Source organism: Shewanella sp. BC20 (assembly GCF_003129585.1).
Classification (GTDB): domain Bacteria; phylum Pseudomonadota; class Gammaproteobacteria; order Enterobacterales; family Shewanellaceae; genus Shewanella; species Shewanella seohaensis.
This window is the reverse complement of record NZ_NHRI01000001.1, coordinates 146,636-165,769: the sequence shown is the minus strand read 5'-3', so window position 1 is coordinate 165,769 and position 19,134 is coordinate 146,636. Positions and strand designations below refer to the sequence as shown.

General features: G+C 47.3%; 21 protein-coding genes. 13 read left to right on the top strand and 8 right to left on the bottom strand.

Features of this window, described 5'->3' with window-relative positions; genetic code table 11:
• Positions 1-322 precede the first annotated feature (322 nt).
• The 3 genes from CBX96_RS00760 (at position 323) to CBX96_RS00750 (ending at position 2,914) form a co-directional block, all read left to right on the top strand.
• Positions 323-1,321, top strand: coding sequence for a 4'-phosphopantetheinyl transferase superfamily protein (locus CBX96_RS00760; RefSeq protein ID WP_109285373.1), 999 nt, complete (start codon positions 323-325; stop codon positions 1,319-1,321).
• A gap of 269 nt (positions 1,322-1,590) precedes the next feature.
• A complete protein-coding gene (locus CBX96_RS00755) occupies positions 1,591-2,112 on the top strand; it encodes a hypothetical protein (protein WP_011623414.1) in 522 nt (173 codons plus the stop codon).
• Between the two features lie 61 nt (positions 2,113-2,173).
• The gene (locus CBX96_RS00750; protein WP_109285372.1) at positions 2,174-2,914 is read left to right on the top strand and encodes a sporulation protein; all 741 of its coding nucleotides are present in this window, start codon (positions 2,174-2,176) and stop codon (positions 2,912-2,914) included.
• A gap of 94 nt (positions 2,915-3,008) precedes the next feature.
• Here CBX96_RS00750 and queF read toward each other — a convergent pair whose 3' ends face one another.
• Positions 3,009-3,869 (bottom strand): NADPH-dependent 7-cyano-7-deazaguanine reductase QueF, encoded by an 861-nt coding sequence (gene queF / locus CBX96_RS00745; RefSeq protein ID WP_109285371.1) that lies wholly within the window; start codon positions 3,867-3,869, stop codon positions 3,009-3,011.
• A gap of 59 nt (positions 3,870-3,928) precedes the next feature.
• On the opposite strand from queF, the gene syd reads away from it, so the two are divergent.
• Positions 3,929-4,579: a SecY-interacting protein gene (syd, locus tag CBX96_RS00740; RefSeq protein WP_109285370.1), complete on the top strand. Its 651-nt coding sequence runs from the start codon at positions 3,929-3,931 to the stop codon at positions 4,577-4,579.
• Between the two features lie 102 nt (positions 4,580-4,681).
• Here syd and CBX96_RS00735 read toward each other — a convergent pair whose 3' ends face one another.
• Both CBX96_RS00735 and CBX96_RS00730 read right to left on the bottom strand, forming a co-directional pair.
• The gene (locus CBX96_RS00735) at positions 4,682-5,455 is read right to left on the bottom strand and encodes a Zn-ribbon-containing protein (protein WP_109285369.1); all 774 of its coding nucleotides are present in this window, start codon (positions 5,453-5,455) and stop codon (positions 4,682-4,684) included.
• Positions 5,455-5,838, bottom strand: a complete 384-nt coding sequence (locus CBX96_RS00730; RefSeq protein WP_109285368.1) for a hypothetical protein — start codon at positions 5,836-5,838, stop codon at positions 5,455-5,457. The genes CBX96_RS00735 and CBX96_RS00730 overlap by 1 nt, the downstream gene beginning before the upstream one ends.
• A 147-nt stretch (positions 5,839-5,985) precedes the next feature.
• Between CBX96_RS00730 and CBX96_RS00725 the strand changes: the two genes are divergently transcribed.
• Positions 5,986-6,384, top strand: a complete 399-nt coding sequence (locus CBX96_RS00725) for a DUF3192 domain-containing protein (RefSeq protein ID WP_109285367.1) — start codon at positions 5,986-5,988, stop codon at positions 6,382-6,384.
• Between the two features lie 49 nt (positions 6,385-6,433).
• Here the strand turns inward: CBX96_RS00725 and CBX96_RS00720 are convergent, their stop codons facing one another.
• On the bottom strand, positions 6,434-6,667 hold the full coding sequence (locus tag CBX96_RS00720; RefSeq protein ID WP_011623407.1) for a DUF2789 domain-containing protein: 234 nt from the start codon (positions 6,665-6,667) through the stop codon (positions 6,434-6,436).
• A gap of 144 nt (positions 6,668-6,811) precedes the next feature.
• Between CBX96_RS00720 and CBX96_RS00715 the strand changes: the two genes are divergently transcribed.
• Both CBX96_RS00715 and CBX96_RS00710 read left to right on the top strand, forming a co-directional pair.
• Entirely contained in the window at positions 6,812-7,450 is a 639-nt protein-coding gene (locus CBX96_RS00715; protein WP_109285366.1) for a GNAT family N-acetyltransferase, read from the top strand.
• Complete coding sequence (locus CBX96_RS00710; protein WP_109285365.1) at positions 7,443-7,748, top strand: DUF962 domain-containing protein; 306 nt, start codon at positions 7,443-7,445, stop codon at positions 7,746-7,748. Before CBX96_RS00715 ends, CBX96_RS00710 begins: the two co-directional genes overlap by 8 nt.
• Positions 7,749-9,406: 1,658 nt before the next feature.
• Here the strand turns inward: CBX96_RS00710 and CBX96_RS00700 are convergent.
• Positions 9,407-9,793, bottom strand: a complete 387-nt coding sequence (locus CBX96_RS00700; RefSeq protein ID WP_011623404.1) for a DUF3301 domain-containing protein — start codon at positions 9,791-9,793, stop codon at positions 9,407-9,409.
• Entirely contained in the window at positions 9,790-10,803 is a 1,014-nt protein-coding gene (locus CBX96_RS00695; RefSeq protein ID WP_109285363.1) for a DUF3549 family protein, read from the bottom strand. Before CBX96_RS00695 ends, CBX96_RS00700 begins: the two co-directional genes overlap by 4 nt.
• Positions 10,804-10,949: 146 nt before the next feature.
• Here CBX96_RS00695 and CBX96_RS00690 point away from each other — a divergent pair, with 146 nt between their 5' ends.
• From CBX96_RS00690 to CBX96_RS00660, 6 genes are all read left to right on the top strand, one after another.
• A complete protein-coding gene (locus tag CBX96_RS00690) occupies positions 10,950-11,270 on the top strand; it encodes a YqcC family protein (RefSeq protein ID WP_109285362.1) in 321 nt (106 codons plus the stop codon).
• Positions 11,257-12,111 carry a tRNA pseudouridine(65) synthase TruC gene (gene truC, locus CBX96_RS00685; protein ID WP_109285361.1) on the top strand — a complete coding sequence of 285 codons (855 nt, stop codon included), beginning with the start codon at positions 11,257-11,259 and terminating at the stop codon, positions 12,109-12,111. Before CBX96_RS00690 ends, truC begins: the two co-directional genes overlap by 14 nt.
• Positions 12,112-12,506: 395 nt before the next feature.
• Positions 12,507-12,971 (top strand): flavodoxin, encoded by a 465-nt coding sequence (locus CBX96_RS00675; protein WP_109285360.1) that lies wholly within the window; start codon positions 12,507-12,509, stop codon positions 12,969-12,971.
• Positions 12,923-14,404 (top strand): PTS transporter subunit EIIC, encoded by a 1,482-nt coding sequence (locus CBX96_RS00670; RefSeq protein WP_109285359.1) that lies wholly within the window; start codon positions 12,923-12,925, stop codon positions 14,402-14,404. Before CBX96_RS00675 ends, CBX96_RS00670 begins: the two co-directional genes overlap by 49 nt.
• A 216-nt stretch (positions 14,405-14,620) precedes the next feature.
• Positions 14,621-15,436 carry a formyltetrahydrofolate deformylase gene (gene purU / locus CBX96_RS00665; protein WP_023267379.1) on the top strand — a complete coding sequence of 272 codons (816 nt, stop codon included), beginning with the start codon at positions 14,621-14,623 and terminating at the stop codon, positions 15,434-15,436.
• Between the two features lie 208 nt (positions 15,437-15,644).
• Positions 15,645-17,573, top strand: a complete 1,929-nt coding sequence (locus CBX96_RS00660) for an HD domain-containing phosphohydrolase (RefSeq protein WP_109285357.1) — start codon at positions 15,645-15,647, stop codon at positions 17,571-17,573.
• A 150-nt stretch (positions 17,574-17,723) separates the two neighbouring features.
• Here CBX96_RS00660 and CBX96_RS00655 read toward each other — a convergent pair whose 3' ends face one another.
• Positions 17,724-18,077 carry a DUF3718 domain-containing protein gene (locus CBX96_RS00655; protein ID WP_109285356.1) on the bottom strand — a complete coding sequence of 118 codons (354 nt, stop codon included), beginning with the start codon at positions 18,075-18,077 and terminating at the stop codon, positions 17,724-17,726.
• Between the two features lie 222 nt (positions 18,078-18,299).
• Positions 18,300-19,124, bottom strand: coding sequence for a 2,3,4,5-tetrahydropyridine-2,6-dicarboxylate N-succinyltransferase (dapD, locus tag CBX96_RS00650; protein ID WP_109285355.1), 825 nt, complete (start codon positions 19,122-19,124; stop codon positions 18,300-18,302).
• Positions 19,125-19,134: the final 10 nt, after the last annotated feature.

Here is a 19,134-nt window from a genome sequence, read left to right as displayed (position 1 = left end):
TAAACTTGCCTGCCAAAGCGGAGTGTGGACTCATGCTTAATCTAGGCTTAAAACCCGTGAGCTATGTGTTTTGTTACGCACAATGGTGATGCAGATTACCTGAGGTTTCGGCTCGATACAATCATATGGGACTTGAAATGATTTTTTAATGTTCAAATGACTCTGCTCAAGGGAGCCAAACTCCTGTTTAGCACAGGGTCTATGTTAAAATAATCATTTAAATTCATAGGATTAGAAACAAAATTGAGATACTGCTCGTCAGGCGAGTAGAACTGAGTAGAATAGGGCAGCGGTTAAACTCAAGGGTTGTTGGGATAAATTAATGAATATTGAGCTTTTTTTTATACTATTAACCGAAATGGATACGGCCAGTACGAATGCGTGTATGGCGCTCTTGAGTGAGGACGAGCGCGCTAAAGTGGCGCGTTACCGGGCGCCCAAGGCGCAAATGAACGGCTTATTGGTGCGAGCGGCGCTGCGCTGCGTCTTATCTCAAGGGCTGCAATCTCGCGGTGGAACCTCACCTTGCTCCTCCCAACGACAGATTGCGCCCCAAGATTGGTGTTTTGAGTATGGGGCAAAGGGCAAACCCAGTCTTAACCATGAGCAGTTTTTGAGTACTGGCATTGAGTTTAACTTGAGCCACAGTGGCGACTGGTTATTGATTGCCTTAGCGCAAGACGATGACAAGGGAGAAACTGCTAACACAGCGCAGCCCCGTTTAGGCTTGGGTGTGGATATAGATCGCTCCCGCGCCAGTACTAATATTTACCCGATCCTTAATCATTATTTCTCCCCGATTGAAGCCGAAGGCTTATTAGCCCTTGAGGGCGAGGATGCGCAGCGGCAGCGCTTTTTTGATCTTTGGGCACTCAAGGAATCCTACATCAAGGCAACGGGTTTGGGCCTAGCGCAGTCGCTGAAATCCTTTGCCTTTGACTTAGCACCAAACAGTTTGCTGGCGGTTGATGGTGGCGCGCTGCAAACTGTCGACTCCCCGAACTGGGTTGAGCTTGAGCAGCAAGAGAACTTTGCTTCACCGAGCCAAGCTATGCCCTGTTCTTATCTTCAACTCCCATCGCGTATTCCACTTTATTCCAATATTAAGCTGCTGATTGAACCTGAAACTGCACTCAATGCCACAAGCTCCCATGCCCAGCATTGGCGGAGTTATTTTGGCCGACTTGATGAGGAATATCGTTTTGGGCTCAGCTTGGTTGATGATGACAGCTTAGTGCAGGATAACAGGTTGGCGAAGGTGACTATTTCGATGCAGCTGACCAGTATCACTGCATTACTGGCGGCATGCTCTGCCATCTAGTGCGGCCTTCGCACTAAGGCTTAGGTCGCCTTCGTTCTTGAATAACTGCTTTACGCAAACCTTTCAAAACCCTTTCAACGAGTGCTTTAAATGAGTACTTGGAATGTGTAATTGGAATGTGTACTTGGAATTAGCGCTTTGAATTACTGCTTTTAACTCAGTGCCTTGTCCCTTCACTGACTTTGTTATTCCTCCGTTCATATTTCATTTTGGATTAAACCTAGCTCGCTATAGTCATGCCAGAGAACTCACTGACAAGGTTGTTAATCATGAAATTCAAATGCCTTTTATCGACCACCACTTTGCTACTGCTCGGTGGCTGTGGCTACTTTGGTGGCGATGAAAAACAGCAATTAGAGCAGGCATGGCTTGCTCAAGATCCCCAACTACAACAAGTGGTTGAGCAAATCCGCAGCCGCGGGCTCGATGTGGTCGCCCAAAGTGCGGCGGCGGGCACTGTGTCTGCATGTGTGGCCGAAAAACTCAGCCAAGATCCCCTCGGTAAATTAGTGAGTGTCGAAGGCGCCTTAGTAGAGTCGGCAAAAGTGGCCGAATTACTCGGTGATTTACAGAAGGTGATGGAACAAGAGGTGAGTTTTGATCAAGTCGCAAGCCTGTTACAAAAGGGCGCGGATGCGGCGGCCTATGCCAAAAGTTTGATTGAACAGCAGGGCGTCGAGCAAGCCATGCAAAGCCTTAAGCAAATGGCACTCGCCAGTGAACAATTTGCTCAGCAGGATTTAGGCGCGCATTTCCAGCAATTATTGCTCGAGTGCAAATCTGCTCATTAATTGAATAACCGCTGTATTAAGGCTGCTTATCCGGTCAGCCTTAGCAACATAAGGAAATACCATGTTTAAAAAATTGCTGGCCTCTGTCGGTATCGGTGGTGCGACGGTCGATACCCAATTAGATGATAATCGACTGCTGCCAGGTCAAATCTTTAATGCCACTATCGTCGTTAAAGGCGGTAATGTGCCGCAGCAGATCTCCGGCCTCGACTTAGCCCTAATGACTAAGGTGAAAGTGAGTAGCGATAACGGCGACTATTTTAAGAACCATCGTTTGGCGAGCTGGCGCTTAACTGAGTCCTTTGAAATTCAAGCGGGTGAAATTCGTGAGATCCCGTTTTCAGGTAAATTGCACCCCGAAACCCCTTTTACTCAGCTCCCTGTGCGCAATAATCAATCCCAGGTATGGTTACAAACGGGAGTGGACATAGATACCGCGCTCGACCCTAGCGATATCGATGCGCTGGTTATTATGCCAACGGCGATTGCCGAGCATGTGTTAAAGGCGATGGAGGGCCTTGGTTTTGTGTTGGTGAAAGCCGATGTGGAGCAAGGTTTCCTCAATACGCGAGCCTTTCGTTCCACTTCGGGTTGTTACCAAGAGCTAGAGTTTAAGCCGCGCAATATGGGCTTTAATCGTTTGCGTGAGATAGAGGTTTCTCTGGTGTGCGATGCCGAGCAAACCCATGTATTGCTTGAGCTTGACCGCGCATTCCGTGGCGATGGTTACTTGTATTTCAGCCTGCCAAACAATGCCACGTTGAGCCAAGTGCAAGAAATTTTTAGCGCGAATTTGGGTTAAGTGCGGGTACAGTTTAAGTTCTGAGCTTGGTTGAATAGCTTACAACAGATAATAAAAAAGCCCTGATTATTCAGGGCTTTTTGCTGCAAGTTGATTACTGTCTTGCTAAGCGGTGGCTCTCGCCTGGGTGCTCAAAATCACTGCGGTAAGGGTTAATGTCTAAGCCGCCGCGACGGGTATAGCGGGCGTAAACGGTTAACTTAGTGCAGTGGCAGTAATGTTTTAAATCGACAAAAATCCGCTCGACACACTGCTCATGGAACTCGTTATGCTGACGGAACGAAATCAAATAGCGCAGTAACTTTTCGCGATCGATTTTAGGCCCTTGATAACGGATCATCACACTGCCCCAGTCCGGCTGAGAGGTGATTAAGCAGTTTGATTTCAACAGATTAGAATTGAGTGTCTCGGCAACAATCTGTTTGTCATCTGTGCTGTTTTCAAGATAATCCGGGTTAAAGTCATAGTCGCTGACTTCGATATCCAGTTCGTCAATGCAAGTGCCTGGCAGCTCGACGACGCGTTGAATACCAAAACTCTTAGGCTCAATAATCTTCACTGTGACTTGGCCTTGGGCGCATTCACTCAGATCCTGCACTAAGGTTTTTTGCACCGCTTCGATATTGTCGAACTTGGTTTGGTTAAAACTGTTTAAATACAGTTTGAAGGATTTTGACTCGATCAGATTTTGGCTTTCATGGCTTAGCTGAATGTCGGCAATAGCCACCATAGGTTTGCCCTTGGCGTTTAGCCATGACAACTCATAGGCCGTCCAGATATCGGCTCCGTGGAAAGGCAAACTTTCCGCCGTGAGGTTGATAGCGTTACGGTTAAGTGAGCGAGGAACCCCTTGCAGCAGCGACGCATCATACTCGGCTTGGTAATCCGTGGCTTTACCTAAGGTTAGGCCGGCAAGCTCTTTTGCATCACTATAGGGATCGTGATTCTGTGTCATCAATACTGTTTCCATGTCAAAATAGGCGCACATTATACCCGAAATTGGATTGTGCTTAAGTGTCTTGTCTGCCTGCTCTCGATAAATTTTTGCAAAACTATCATCAGTCTTACCTATCAACTTTAGGCGAATTACCGCGATATTACCCGCAGGGCGAGCCATCTTTGTGTATTCAAGGTGAGTTTGATGAATCATCCGATGAGGCGGTGTCTTGGCTCCCCGTTAAGCGTGAACAGCTCGGCAGTTTTGCGAATGTTGAGCATGCGCTTGAGTTAACATTGTGGCCGGATATCAATCACTTTTATGGTGAATATTTTGCAGCGCCCGTGTTGTTTGATTCACCATGGGGTACGGGCGAATTGCTGCAGGTATGGAACGAGGCGGATTTTGATGCCCTGCAACAAAATATCATCGGCCACTTAATGATGAAGCAAAAGCTCAAGCAACCGGCAACTTGGTTTATTGGTTTGCTCGATGAGGGCGATAAGATGCTAACCGTTGATAATTCCGATGGAAGTGTGTGGGTTGAAATCCCTGGCGAGCTTCCTTCTGCCCAATTGGCGCCGAGTATAGCTGAATTTATTGAGGCGTTATCGCCACGTATCGCGCCGCCTGTGAAACATGAAGAATTGCCTATGCCAGCGCTCGAACATCCGGGGATTTTTGCCAGCTTTAAACGTATGTGGCACAACCTGATAGGTAAGCGTTAAGCGCGGGGAAATGTTGCAACGGTCTCTTGAAAAAGCCTCTTGCAAACCTGTTTCGCAAACTCGGCTATTTTGCCTGCCGAGTTTGCGCTTCAGTACGGGATGTTATTGATGATCCCAAGACAAATTAGACACTATGCGGCAAGGTTCGCAGCGAAAGTGGAACATATCTAATAGTGGCTCATCGAGTTTCCAGTCGTGACTGCCACAGCGTGGGCAGGGGCGAGCTAACTCGGATTGCAGATCCTGTCCCCCGACGCGATACAAATAATAGTAAGTGGGGACTTGGGTCAGGTATTCGATTCGGCCGCGTAAATCCCAACCCCTCCTAAATAAATCACTGTTTGGGCTGGATAATTCTTCTAGCGCAGCAAATTCTGCCTTAGTGGCAGCCGCCATTTGTAACTCATCACAGGCTTGCCACTCGGTTTGCCAGCGGATAACCCGTTTATGATCGCCATTAAAAGTGGCGGGGATTTGGTACAGAGGAATAGGCAATAGGTTATCGCCACTTCGCAGGGGCGAGCACATATGCACATAGCTAGTGTAGAGCAGCTGCCAGCTGGGTGGCTCAGTGTTACTCACCTCTGAATTAATATCCTGACCGATAAATTTTTCGCGTGGCGCCAGTAGCTTAGCCTCGGTTAATTCTGCCAGCGCTTTTTTCACCCAAGGGCTGTGATAACGATGATTCAAACTGTTTTTTTCAGGCGTGAGAAGGCGTACTCGGAATTCGCCCTCATTAAAGGCCACGGCAAATTCGCGGCCAAGGATTTGGCCATTAGCGCGGTAGGCTTCGAGTAATTGATTGATGGCACGTTCTGCCGCACTGATGGTGGTATCGGCAAAGCATTCAAAGCGCAATTCGGTGACAAACATTAAGCGGATTTTCCTTGGGATTCGAGTTGACTGACACGTTGTTTCAGCTCGATAAGTTCATTTTTGAGTTGCATGATCTCGTTGTTTTTTAACGCGAGTGCCTGTTCAATGCCCTGTTGTAACTGGGCTAACTGTTGCGCCAATGTGGCGACTGTGAGTGGCGAAGCTTTGGCGGTGTCAGTTTCTTCGACCACTGGCTGTGATTGGGCTGCTAAACGCTCACGCTCGGCTTTGGGTATCGATTTAAACTGCTGTAATCCTTGGATTAACAGCGGCATGGGAATTTTGTTACCGACGCGGCTTTTTATCAGTGCAAGGCTTGGGGTTTTACCACTGGCTTCGAGTGCGCACGCTGCTGCTAACACTTGGTCAATCGGACTCATAATAAGTGAAATTCCTTAATGTATATCGTGTTTTTCACTAACTTACTGTGATGTGGTTATTTTAGTTCTTATAAATCAATGTATTGCCGTTTGGCATTGATTTTGCTTTTTAAGCATTTTTATAACAAGTACACAGGAAGTCATAATATGAACGCAAATATTAATCGCAAACTCATCGCGGTCACGTTTTTAGGGTTAGCAAGCTTAGGTCTTAGCGGTTGTGTGGTCAATGTCGGCGACAGTGAATCTAAGTGGGATAGCAACGAATCTTGGGAAAAAACACAGGATAAAAACCGCAATAATCTGACTAAGCTCAGCCTTGGCATGAGCAAAGACCAAGTGATGACCCTGATGGGTGCCTCGGACTTTAGCGAATCTTATCTGCAACAGAAAGACGGCCAAGCCGATAAAGAAGTGTTGGTCCTCTTTTATCGCACCCAGCATACCAACAGTGACGGTAAAACCACTAAGGATGAATGTACGCCAATCGTCTTAAGTAATAGTGTGTTAGTCGGTTGGGGCGACACCGCCTACAGCAAAATTTAACGACTCAACGCAACTCGCCATGAAGTGATTCAGTGTTAGCCCTAAGCCATTAGGGCTTTCTTAATTGCACATCGAGCTGCTCGATAAGTTCGGTCCACTGGGCATCGGCCTCTAATGCCTCGGTCAGAAAACTCTTTTGTGCCTGCGTCCAAAATGGCGCTTCGGTTAAGTGTGTCTCTGGGGGAAGTTGATGGGTCGCAATAAACTGCCCTATGGCTTGAGCTTGATTGGCTAATCCCAACTGTTCAAACAGATGACTTAAATCGACTGGCGTTGTATCCATGCTCGCATCCTCTCTGTGTGCCTTTATTTAGGGTATGCAACTCACTGAAAAATGCAATCTATGATTAAAATTTGCACTTTTTTGTTTCCTTGATACAGTGATAATTACTCCTAAGAGTGTGATCTAAATCAAGGAATTCTAATAATGGACAATAATACCTTGGATGAGTGCCGTGCAGTTTATCTCACCGCCGAAGATTTACGCCTCGCCGCTTCGATTCTCTATAACGCCTATCATGACGACCCTTTCTTTGTGGATGCTTTATCCAATTCAGACAAATTCGCCTACGAACAAAAATTACGTGCCGCAATCCGTGAAGAGTTGAATGCGCTCTGGCAGGAGAAGCAAGCCTTAATCGGGCTGTTTGACCAAACACGCTTAGTCGGTGTTGCCTGTGTGGTTACTCAGGAAGTGCCCCTCGGGGAGGGGCGTTATTGGCACTGGCGACTCAAGATGTTGCTCGGCACGGGCTGGCAATCGACTCAGGCGATGATGAAGAAAGAATCGAGCATCGTCGAGCTGCTGCCGAGCGAGCACTGCGGGATCCTACAATTTATTGCCCTTGCGCCCAATGAGCAGGGAAAGGGGTTAGGTCATCAACTCGTGCAAGCCGTAGTAAGTTGGTGCGATGAGCAGCCCGAGCTTGAGGGGATTGGGGTCTTTACTACCCTAGAAGCCCATAGCCAGTTATTTATGCAACATGATTTTGTCTCCCTCGGCGAATTGAGTATCGGCAACGTGGCAGGGCAATTACTCTTTTATACGGGTCAACAAGATGAATGAACCTTACCGCTCCTTTGCTGAGTTTTACCCTTTTTATCTCTCACAGCACCAAAACTTGAGCTGTAGGCGACTGCACTTTATTGGCAGTTTTCTGGTGATCCTGTTATTCGGGGCTGCACTGTTTTTCGCAAATGGTTGGCTTTTACTGTTTATCCCCCTAGTGGGATATGGTTTTGCTTGGGTGGGACACTTTGTGTTTGAGCATAATCGCCCCGCGACATTCCAATATCCCTTGTACAGTTTGATGGGGGATTGGGTGATGTTTGCACAAATTATCACTGGTAAGTTGAAGTGCTAAATGTCCCTCACCAGTGAGAAGCTGACACCCGTGTGAGAGATCGCTTACAAAGCCTGTAGGATAAAATGTTTTCTTACTGACTGTTTTGTAATCACAGCTTTTAAACTGCATTTAAAATCATAGTGTTATGTTTTAATAAAGCTTGGTTGTATGAAAAGTGCGCTAGTGTGTGTTCTTTAACCGAAACAAAAATAGCGAGAACCACGTAGAATTAACTCATCGCCAAAGCAAATGGACAGCAGGGATTGCAATACAGACGAGAGGGACGCAAGAAGCGACGAATTCAGGTTCTTGGATTTGAACCACTGACAGTAGGAAAACTGTCATCTGCCTAGGATAGGCTAAGGAAAAGCAAGGCTGCTTTCTCATGGATGATAGAGGACGTTGTATCTGCTGGGATAGCAGGTTTCAGGATGAAAAGGACAAGCTTAAGGATTAAGCGTTACTGGATGCAGGAAGTATCGAGTAAAAGGATAAGTATAAGGGTGAACAGCTTGTACTAAGGTTAGGAAAGGATTCAGCAGGACGCGATTGGGATGAGTCACTGGAGGTGACAGGAGCCGAAATAGGATATTCGGGTCAAAGGATTGAGTGTAGTGGAGACTTCACTGCACAGGGAAATAAAGGGATCGAAGGACGCTTGCAGGGAGCAAACGATCGCAAGGAAGGTGCAGGGAGCACAATCAAGCAGGATGGCTTGCAGAGGATAAATGGGGTGCACATAGTGCGCCCCTTTCTTTTTTCTATTCTCCGACGCCTATTTTTACGGTACGTCATAATGTCCACTTTTACGTGCGGTATATCTGAAAAAAAAATCTAGCGGACGATTTTTACTCTTTTATGCAGTCGCTATTTCCTTTGTCGTGTTTAAACGTCTCGGAATTAATCATTGTTTGTGCCTTTAAATGGGATAAATTGCCCGACTTCTTGTGAGATATATCTCACAAGGCTGTAAGTGATTTGTAAGTTTTTTGACTGACAATGACTACCTAATTTTAGGTAATGCATGTATAATCAATATGTTAAGAATTATTTTCCATTATGAACTTAATATTGCGGCTTACATTTTTATCTTTTGCGAAAGCCGAGCTGCCATAGCTGTCGTAGAATTCATTTGTAGACGGAACTACAGCGAACAGGAAGTTAGCAGTCAGGATGACTGAACAGTGTTTAAGGAATAAACACTCATGGAGTTGTAAGGAGAGACTTTCAGGATGAAAGCGATGCGAACCACGGAAGGAAAGACTATCAGGGATAGATAGCCTAATTGCACAGGATTGCAATGGCACATGGAGTGCAACAGAAAGGATGCTACTGAACCTATTTCACGGATGATGCTGGAACCGCTCAGGAAAGAGCAAGCTTGGTAAAAGGAACGCCAAGAGATAGGGAAGTACGTTGAGTACAGGGAAATATCACGGATTGAACAGGGATGATGCAGGACGCAAGTTGACGCATGGATGGTGCAGGGAGCACGAAAATAGCGGGATAGCTTAACAGAGAACAGAAGGGCGTGGTCTTAGACCACGCCCTTTCTTTTTGATATTCACACAGATAAAGCTAATTGCGGATTAGAGCCGAGTTATGGCTTAGTGTTCTCTATACGGCTCGGCGTTATCTATTCAGTCCAGCTTTATCTAAAGGTAAACGGCAGTCGCTTAGTGACATTTGCCCGAGCTACAACTACTTTGGCTGCCGCAACCACCAAACTTGCCTTTGGCCATTGGTGCTTCTTGCCATTCTGGCTCTGGGAAAATAGGCCATTCAATCTTCTGCACTTTTTTCCCTAACATCCAAATATGACCGCGGTATTGATTGATGCCATCGGTGCTGAACTCGAATAGGTATTTTGCCTTCCAACAGATCCCTGTCGTGCCGCCAAGGCTGGGGCGAGCCGTTTCCATTGCGATGGCTAAGAGCTGTACTTTTTGTCGGCAACATTCTTTTTCAGCAAAAATACGGCTCAATTCTGCCATTTGACGTAATTGCCAAAAGAAGGCCGCAACCACAACTAGCGCAATAATTAACAGCAGATCTGACATCATTTACTCGTAGCCTTAAACAAGCCGCCAATGGCCTGTGATAGTTGAACACTCCGATTGGGGTTTCTTAGCTCCCCCAATAAGTGGTTACGCAAACTGGGAATCGCCACAATATCAGCAAAGATCTGATTAAAAAAGGCTTGGGGTTGTCGTGCCAGTGCTTCCAGGTAAATACTGCGACTCAGCTCTTGCTTTAATACGGTCCAGTTTCGGCCCGCGATGCTGATGAGTTCATTGGCCTCTAAGCGCTCGGTTTGTTGAAGATGGGCGAGGGCTTGCTGACTCAATTCGGTATGAGAGGCGAGTGCGCGCAAGTAATAGGCTTGGTACTCGGGAGGAGCCGCCACAAACTTAGCGTAAAGCTTATTGGCGAGCGCTTCTGTTAAATGCAGGTGTTCGAGACATTGGCACAGGGCAATTTGTACTTCAATCGCACTATTGTCAAAACTGGCAAGGAGTTGCTGCTCGTGATCTAACTCGCCAAGGCGAACACACACGTCGCTCAAACCTTGCAGGCCAATATGCTGCCATTCACTCGTTGCAATTTGTCCCGAGAGATATTGCACTGCAAATTCATATTGAATAGAAGCGCTTAAACCTAACTGTTTACGCACTAAGGCGTTAAATACAGCCAGTTTTTCTTGGCTGGGCTTAAAGCTAAACGGATTGTTAGCGAGGCGATCCTGCTGTTCATCGGTTAATGGCTGAGTCGGATCTTGCCCCAGTGCCGTTAATACCATTTCAATAAACTGTGAGCGCGGCGCAGGCGAGAGCAGTCCTTGTTCGTCTAACGGTAGCTTTAGGAACCAAATAAAGTGCTGTTGGCTCTCATTCCAAAACACGATGGCAAATTGGGCATGCCCTTGTATGGGGTAAGGGTAGGGCGTGACTAATGATTCGATTTGATGGAAGGCCAGCATATCGATGTGCTGCACTCTTCGTCCTAATTCATAGACTTGGAATTGGGTTTTGGCTGTCGTTAAAAATTGGCTAAGCGTGGTAATTTCAGTCATTTGGCTGCCATATCAATCAAAAAGGCTCAATAAATTGGCGACATTATAGGGGGAAGTTGTCCGCGATGGTATGATTGCCACAGTTTTATCGCCTCAGTCGCAGCGCTAAATTGTCGAATGACTGTGGCTTAATGGACCTTATATCTATGCTTTACAGCCAAACTCAAACCAAACTAGCCCAAATTGCCCACGAGCTACAAAGTGCCGGGCTTTGGTCTACCAGTGCGCCCAGTGATGAAGCCATGGCCAGTACGGCGCCTTTTGCCTGCGATCTGATGTCGTTAGCGCAATGGTTGCAGTTTATCTTTATTCCACGCATGCAAGCCCTTATCGATACGGGGCAACCTTTGCCAAGCAAAATTGCGATAGCCCCGATGGCGGAACATGTGTGGGCCGAACAAGCGGCGTTAGCGCCTTTAATCGGTGTCTTAAATGAATTGGATATGTTGTTAAATGAACCTAGATGATGATTGGCTGGATATGCCAGAGGATAAATATAACCAGACCGAGAGTGACGAACAGTCAGAGCCTGCGCCAGAGCTGCGTGTTTTGTATCAAGACGAGCACTTGGTGGCTATCCACAAACCCGCGGGATTATTGGTTCATCGCAGCTACTTAGCGCGGCGTGAGCGCTTTTTTGCGATGCAACTGACTCGTGACTTGGTCGGTTGCCACGTGTTTCCGGTTCACCGTTTAGATAGACCCACCTCGGGCGTGTTGTTATTTGCCAAAAGCAGTGAGGTGGCCAACGCCCTTTGCGAGCAATTTGCCAACCACAGTATTGAAAAACAATATTTGGCACTGGTGCGTGGCAATATGCACGAGAGTGGCATTTTGGATTATGCGCTTAAAGTCGAATTGGATGAGGTGGCTGACAAGTTTGCCAATCAAGATAAGGCCGCGCAGGATGCAGTGACTCAATATGAGCCGCTATTAAACACCGAAATTCCTTATCCGTCGGGGCGTTATGCAACCAGCCGCTTCGCGTTAGTGAAACTGAGCCCAAAAACGGGGCGTAAGCACCAACTCAGACGCCATATGGCGCATTTACGCCATCCGATTATTGGCGATACCACCCACGGCGATGGGAAGCAAAATGCGTTTTTCCGTGCGCATTTCGATATCAATCGATTGTGGCTGATTGCGAAGAAGTTAACCTTCACTCACCCGGTGACACTTGAGCGCTTAAGTATTGAAACCGAGCTTGAGCCAGAATGGGGAACCGTGTTTGCAGGATTGGGCTGGGACGATAACGCGCTTTGTCGAGAGCCAAGTGTGTTGATTGCAGAGCAAACTACGACCGTTTAAGACAATACTTGTTTGTGCGTTTAAGGCGAGTGTTCACTTAAGCTTGCATCTTAGCAATCTGCTTAGTTGCATGTAATTCATCGCAACATTCGGCGGTCTTAACTACTGGTTGGTTTGAGACTGGATATCAAGCTGGCTAAGGTTGAGTATTCCGCCGGAACGGTTAGCGGGAATTGCAGATTTTGTTGGGCGGCGTGAAAGTAATGTTTGCGTCTAATTTGGGTGGTTTTATGTTGGTGCTTGAGGTGTTTTTGCCTATTGCTCTGTCGCATCAGTTCGCTTCCCCATGCTCAATAACTTGATTTATAAAATTTTTACCTTGTTGCTTGCCCTAAAGCCTCACAATAAAGTAACTTCAGCTAAGTTGCGTTTACGCATGTGGCACGGAGTATATCATGAAAAAAGTTAATCTGGTGTTTGGCACTGTGTATGGTAGCGCACAATTTACCGCCGAAACCTTAGAAAAAGCGCTGACAGAACTCGGTTATGAGGCCAAATTGTGGCAACCGAATGAAATTAGCCAATTTACGCCGCCACAGGATGAGTTGTTAGTGGTGGTGACCTCGACCACTGGGCAAGGGGATTTACCCGACGATATCCAGCCTTGGTACTCTCATCTTAAGGAGACGGCGCCTTATCTGCCTGAGCTGAAATACAGTGTGATAGCACTCGGCGATTCGAGTTACGATACCTTTTGTGGTGCGGGTAAATCGGTAGATGAATTGCTCAGTGAACTAGGCGCCAAACCCGTTGTGACGCGTCTTGAAATTGATGCCTGTGAAACCATGGAACCCGAGGTCGAAGCGATAAAATGGCTGGAAAGCTGGAATCAAATCGTCAAATCCGAACGCGCCGCTTAGGTCATTTCGTTACTCAGCAGTGGTTTAAATTTGCCCAGCGCTTAAGTCAGGCGCTGTTAATCCCGATTGCGATTTTACCGGCCGCGGGTGTGATGCTGGGCTTAACCGTGAGTCCAATCCCTTTTATGCCCGAGGTGCTAACCGTACTAATGCTGGCGGTTGGCAAACTGATTTTCGCCATCATGCCTATTTTGTTTGCGGTGGCGGTGGCGATAGGGTTTTGCCGCGATCAAGGCATCGCCGCTTTTACTGCCGTATTTGGTTATGGGGTGATGACGGCCACCTTAGCCGCGTTAGCGGATCTTTACCAACTGCCGACCCAATTATTACTCGGTATGGAAACCTTAGACACTGGGATTGCCGGCGGCATGTTGATTGGTGGCGTGACTTGCTTTGCCGTGCGCTGGAGCCAATATATTCGCCTGCCAGCGATTTTCTCCTTTTTTGAAGGGCGACGTAGCGCTTCTTTATTGATCATTCCGTTGGCGATGGGCTTAGGTTATATCCTTGCCCATGTGTGGCCGCCGTTATCTCTGCTCATCGAGCGTGTGTCCGACTGGGCGGTTTACCAAAAACCGGCCATCGCCTTTGGGGTCTATGGCGCGCTCGAACGCTTACTCATTCCCCTTGGTTTGCATCATATCTGGAATGCGCCTTTCTATTTAGAAGTCGGCCAATACCAGTTACAGAATTCGGAAGTGGTTCGGGGTGAAGTGGCGCGCTATTTAGCCGGCGATCCGCAAGCGGGAAATTTAGCGGGTGGTTATTTGATTAAAATGTGGGGACTTCCCGCGGCGGCACTGGCCATTTGGCGCTGCGCCGATCCTTCGGAGCGTAATCGGGTCGCGGGAATTATGCTTTCTGCTGCTGCGGCCAGTTGGCTGACCGGAGTCACAGAGCCGATTGAGTTCGCCTTTATGTTTGTGGCACCTATCCTGTTTCTTATCCATGTGTTGCTGTCGGGATTGGCATATTTTGTCTGCATCATGCTCGACATTCACCACAGTATCGTGTTCTCCCATGGGCTGGTGGATTTCACGCTGCTGTTTTCCCTCTCGCGCAATACGGGCTGGTTTGTATTCTTAGGGCCGCTGACGGCGCTGATTTATTACCTGCTGTTTAGGGGAAGTATTCTGGCATTTAATTTAAAGACGCCAGGACGACTCGAACCCGATGAACCCCATGGCGCCAAAGAGAGCTTAAGAGCCATCATTGCGGCATTAGGAGGTCGTGAGAATATTGTCGAACTTAATGCTTGTCTTACTCGGTTACGCTTGAGTGTGCACAGCCCTGAGCTCGTCAATAAAGTGCGACTCAGCCAGCTCGGTGCTAAGGGCGTGATTGTGATGGGCAAAGGCGTGCAAGTGGTCTACGGCACTAAGGCCGAAACCCTACGCAAAGTCTTGCAGCGTTATTTAGATACCCGGCGTTAATATTGAATCTTATTGAAATTAATCGCTGCTTTATTGTGTTTAATAAAGTTAACTCACAATAAATTCACTTTTTATCACAAAAAATAAGCTTTTCATGCTGTACGGCCTGATTGGCTATGGCACACTCGAATGAGGGACCATAGAGGAGATCAGATTTTGCAGTCACAGTATGAACAAGTATCAAACGCGCAACCCGCCTTAGCACGTAAAATCCTGATGACAGATTGCGCTGATGCCCAAGGGCTTATCGCTAAAATCACCAGTGTTTGTTTTAATCATCAGCTTAACATCATCAAAAACAGTGAGTTTGTGGATAATGCTCAGGGGCGATTTTTTATGCGTACTGAGCTTGAGGGGCACTTTAACAGCGAGCAATTACTGCAGGATCTGCGTGAGGTGTTACCCGCCCAAAATCATATGACCTTGGTCAGCGCGGGCAAGAAGCGTATCGTCGTATTAGTCACCAAAGAGGCCCATTGTTTGGGCGATCTGCTGATGAAGGCCTACTATGGCGGCTTGAATGTTGAGATTGCAGCCGTGGTGGGTAACCATGACGTGTTAAGGGAATTGGTTGAAAAATTTGATATTCCTTTTCACCTTGTCAGTCACGAAGGGCTCGACAGAATTCAGCATGAGCAGGCGTTATTGGCCGCCGTGTCGCAATATGCGCCCGATTATCTGGTGCTCGCCAAATATATGCGGGTGCTGACGCCGGATTTTGTCGCCGAATATCCAAACCGTATCATCAATATTCATCACTCTTTCTTGCCTGCCTTTATTGGGGCTGCACCTTACCGCCAAGCCTGGGAGCGAGGGGTAAAGATCATCGGCGCGACTGCGCATTTTGTGAATAATTGCCTCGATGAAGGGCCAATCATTAAGCAGGACGTGATCCCCGTCGATCATAGTTACAGTGCGCTTGAAATGGCCAAAGCGGGGCGCGATGTCGAAAAAAGTGTCCTCAGCAAAGCGTTACAGCTAGTGCTGAATGAGCAAGTGGTGGTTTACGGTAATAAAACCATTGTTTTTTAAGGCTAACTTTTTTGTATGAACTTGAAATATAGCTGCGGACTTACCAATTAAGACTTTAGGATTAACACACGGCTTTGGGCTTGCCATCAGTATGGTTAATTGCAATATTAAGGTGTAATCACCTTAATATTGCACCCTGAGTTGAACTTCAAGTGGCTGATTTGAGCCTGTTGTTCGACCAGTAGATTAATCATGGAAGGGGTGTTTGATGTCTATGAGCCGTAGCCTCATTATTGAAATTAAAGACTTGCCCGAGGATTTGCCTCTGTCTTGGGCTCGGCTAGATAGTCAGTTTAGAGTGCAGTGCATGAGCAGAGCATTTTATCAAAGGTGCCAACGCTCGGCGGCACAAATCATCCATCAGCCAATTTGTCAGTTATTTACTGAATTTAATGCCGATCTTTGCCGCGATATTCTGAAACGCACCGATGATTATATTGGACTGGTGTTGCGGGATAATCAGGGGATACGGGTGCATTTTGGCCTGTACGCTATTCCTGAGCAGGGCTGGCAGCTCATTCTTTCCGAGATTAATTTTGAAGAATGGCCGCTCAATGGGCTGCATTCTGATTATCGCCAAGCGATTCAAGCGAGCGATGCCTGGCTGCAACATATTGATGACGTGATCCAATCTCCACAGGAACAAGTGTTTAAGGTCGCTGTGGCTAAGGCGATTGCATTAATGAACAGCCACTACGGTTTTATCTTGCTGCATAATGATAAATCCAAATCCCTCACCTTAGTGGCCCGTTCGGACTATCCTGCGCCCAAGGTCAATCAAGCCGAATTTGTAGAAGAAAACACTCAAGCCTCTGAGCTGGAAAGTCAGCTATGGCAGGAATGTGCTAAAGACTACAAACCCATAATTGAGAATACGTTAGCGGATAATCGACCCGATAATTTGTTGTTTGACCGCTTATTACTGGGCGAGCGCTATCTTGCAGTGCCGATTGTTTTTCATAACCGCTTGGTGGGGATAGTGTGTGTGCTGGGGCGAGACGAACCCTATAGCCGCAATGATGCCCGTTCACTCCTGACTTTTGCGAGTATTTTATGGCATTCGATTGAGCTTCCCCGCAGTCTGCGGGCGGTGTCGCGCCAATCAAAAATCATTAAGGCGCAAAAGGAGCAGTTATCCCAATCCTTGACCCAGCTTATCAGCGCGATTTCGGAGGCGCTTGAGTTAAAAGATGCCTATACCGCTGGGCACCAAAAATCGGTTGCCCAGTTAAGCTATTTGATTGGTGAAAAACTCGGGCTTGAACCGCAGCGATTAGAAGGGCTTAAAATCGGTGCGCTGGTGCACGATATTGGTAAGCTTGCGATCCCGTCGCAGATTTTGACTAAACCCTCCAAATTATCCAAAGAAGAGTACGCATTAATCCAAACCCATCCGTTGCATGGGGCCGAAATTGTTGCCGATGTGGAATTCCCTTGGCCGATTAAGCAGATGATTTTACAGCATCACGAGCGGCTCGATGGCTCGGGTTATCCCTTAGGCTTGAAGGATAAAGCGATCCTTTATGAGGCCAAGATCATTGCCGTGGCCGATGTGGCCGACTCCATCTTATCCCATCGCCCTTATCGGCCCTCTATGGGACTGGCTAAAATGACAGAGGTATTAAAGGCGGGTAGAGGCACCTTGTTTGACGCGAAAATTGTCGATACTTGTTTAGAGATTTTAATCAATCGCGAGCTGAGTATCAGTGACCATATCGGCGCTGCGGTATTGGAGCCTGTGGTGTCGGTGACGCTCGATCATGAGCTTGCCGATATCAAACGTTTATTAACCACTGCCCATGCCAAGGTGGCGGTGGTGCTGGATGAAAACCATAAAATCATCGGTGTTATCACTCAGCGCCTAGTGGATTATTGGCTTAGCCCCTTGATTGGCACTGCGGCGGAGCGGGAACACGACAGGGCATTCCTGCGTAAAAAAGCTCATCAGATTATGGAGCACTCAGTGCCTTTGATTAGCGATGTCGCCACCTCTGAAGATGCATTGCAGCTGCTAAATCAAATGGATACTGAGTTTCTGGTTGTAGTGAATAAATCCAAACATGCGATAGGTGTGATTGGCTGGCGGACCATCGCCATGGCAAATAAGGATCGCCAAGAGGCGGAGCGATTGATTTAATTACGTTGGTTGTTAGCTGCGTTGGTTTTATGAACTAAATCTAAGGTATCAGCGGTTTGTGCTCTACCTCTCTATCAATGGATTTTCCCCTTAAATCGGTGACAATAAAAAGGCGTCAAAGTGACGCCTAATCTTGCCGTGACGTTCAAATTAGAAATTAACGGCATAAACCTCATCCATTGAATTTTGTGCAATATCTTTAATGGTGACAGTACCTTGTACATAACGACCAATACGTTTGGCGGTTTTGTCGGCGCCTTGGCTGAGGGCGAACTGATGGAAGTTTTCGCCGTTACAGACTAAACGAGGGAATATCCGAGCTTGGTTGATGCGATATTCCTTCATGGTGTTGCCGAACGAGACCAGATTATTACTGGCGCCAGCCTTACAAACGGCCACTAAGGTATTTTCTAACTGTGGGTCCATGGCGGCAAAAGCGTTTGAGCTTATTCCTAAGCTGCAGAGCAGGGCGGCACCGCCCAATTTTACCAATGTTGCTTTCATCTTTAGCTCCTTGACGGGTGAGTAGACCCTTTGAGTAAAGTCTGTTTTTACGGGCCTTGCAGAGGGATTTGGCCGCAGAAGTGTATCTAAATGTGGGGTTGGGAACAGAGTGTGTCTCGGTGTAACTTGATGTGTCTTTGAGCCCTTTGGAGTGTGTTTTTACCATAAAAAATGCCAAGCTTTAGCTTGGCATTTTGGCATGGTGTACAGCATGAATATGGCTTAATCGACGATACGTAACAGTTCGTTGATGCCCACTTTACCGCGGGTTTTCGCATCCACTTTTTTCACAATGATGGCAGCGTATAGGCTGTATTTACCGCAAGCCGATGGCAGGTTACCCGATACCACGACAGAGCCAGCTGGTACGCGGCCATAGTGGATCTCGCCCGTTTCACGGTCATAGATACGGGTGCTTTGGCCGATATAAACGCCCATTGAAATCACAGAGCCTTCTTCAACGACAACGCCTTCGACAATCTCAGAGCGTGCGCCGATAAAGCAGTTGTCTTCAATAATGGTAGGACCTGCTTGCAGCGGCTCGAGTACGCCACCGATGCCCACACCACCGGATAAGTGCACGTTCTTACCGATTTGCGCACATGAGCCAACGGTTGCCCAAGTGTCAACCATAGTGCCTTCGTCAACGTAGGCGCCAAGGTTCACGTAAGAAGGCATTAACACAGTGTTTTTACCGATAAAAGAGCCTTTACGTACGGTTGCCGATGGCACCACACGGATAGCTTCGGCTTTAAAGCGGGTTTCGTCATACTCGGCGAACTTTAACGGTACTTTATCGAAATATTTGGTTTCGGCACCATCGATAACCGCGTTATCGAAAATACGGAATGACAGTAATACCGCCTTCTTCAACCATTGATGTACATGCCATTGGCCATCGATTTTCTCGGCGACGCGAAGTTCACCTTTATCGAGCATATTGATGACATTTTGCACATCGTTACGCACGCTTGCGTCAACAGTGCTTGGTGTGATGTCGGCACGCGCTTCAAATGCGGCCTCAATACGTTGGCGTAAAGCCTCCATTTACTTCTCC

Coding starts and splice junctions, on each gene's coding strand:
- CBX96_RS00760 (WP_109285373.1), top strand. CDS start 323: ATGAATATTGAGCTTTTTTTTATACTATTAACCGAAATGGATACGGCC.
- CBX96_RS00755 (WP_011623414.1), top strand. CDS start 1,591: ATGAAATTCAAATGCCTTTTATCGACCACCACTTTGCTACTGCTCGGT.
- CBX96_RS00750 (WP_109285372.1), top strand. CDS start 2,174: ATGTTTAAAAAATTGCTGGCCTCTGTCGGTATCGGTGGTGCGACGGTC.
- queF (WP_109285371.1), bottom strand. CDS start 3,869: ATGACACAGAATCACGATCCCTATAGTGATGCAAAAGAGCTTGCCGGC.
- CBX96_RS00735 (WP_109285369.1), bottom strand. CDS start 5,455: ATGTTTGTCACCGAATTGCGCTTTGAATGCTTTGCCGATACCACCATC.
- CBX96_RS00730 (WP_109285368.1), bottom strand. CDS start 5,838: ATGAGTCCGATTGACCAAGTGTTAGCAGCAGCGTGCGCACTCGAAGCC.
- CBX96_RS00725 (WP_109285367.1), top strand. CDS start 5,986: ATGAACGCAAATATTAATCGCAAACTCATCGCGGTCACGTTTTTAGGG.
- CBX96_RS00720 (WP_011623407.1), bottom strand. CDS start 6,667: ATGGATACAACGCCAGTCGATTTAAGTCATCTGTTTGAACAGTTGGGA.
- CBX96_RS00715 (WP_109285366.1), top strand. CDS start 6,812: ATGGACAATAATACCTTGGATGAGTGCCGTGCAGTTTATCTCACCGCC.
- CBX96_RS00710 (WP_109285365.1), top strand. CDS start 7,443: ATGAATGAACCTTACCGCTCCTTTGCTGAGTTTTACCCTTTTTATCTC.
- CBX96_RS00700 (WP_011623404.1), bottom strand. CDS start 9,793: ATGATGTCAGATCTGCTGTTAATTATTGCGCTAGTTGTGGTTGCGGCC.
- CBX96_RS00695 (WP_109285363.1), bottom strand. CDS start 10,803: ATGACTGAAATTACCACGCTTAGCCAATTTTTAACGACAGCCAAAACC.
- CBX96_RS00690 (WP_109285362.1), top strand. CDS start 10,950: ATGCTTTACAGCCAAACTCAAACCAAACTAGCCCAAATTGCCCACGAG.
- truC (WP_109285361.1), top strand. CDS start 11,257: ATGAACCTAGATGATGATTGGCTGGATATGCCAGAGGATAAATATAAC.
- CBX96_RS00675 (WP_109285360.1), top strand. CDS start 12,507: ATGAAAAAAGTTAATCTGGTGTTTGGCACTGTGTATGGTAGCGCACAA.
- CBX96_RS00670 (WP_109285359.1), top strand. CDS start 12,923: ATGGCTGGAAAGCTGGAATCAAATCGTCAAATCCGAACGCGCCGCTTA.
- purU (WP_023267379.1), top strand. CDS start 14,621: ATGACAGATTGCGCTGATGCCCAAGGGCTTATCGCTAAAATCACCAGT.
- CBX96_RS00660 (WP_109285357.1), top strand. CDS start 15,645: ATGTCTATGAGCCGTAGCCTCATTATTGAAATTAAAGACTTGCCCGAG.
- CBX96_RS00655 (WP_109285356.1), bottom strand. CDS start 18,077: ATGAAAGCAACATTGGTAAAATTGGGCGGTGCCGCCCTGCTCTGCAGC.
- dapD (WP_109285355.1), bottom strand. CDS start 19,124: ATGGAGGCTTTACGCCAACGTATTGAGGCCGCATTTGAAGCGCGTGCC.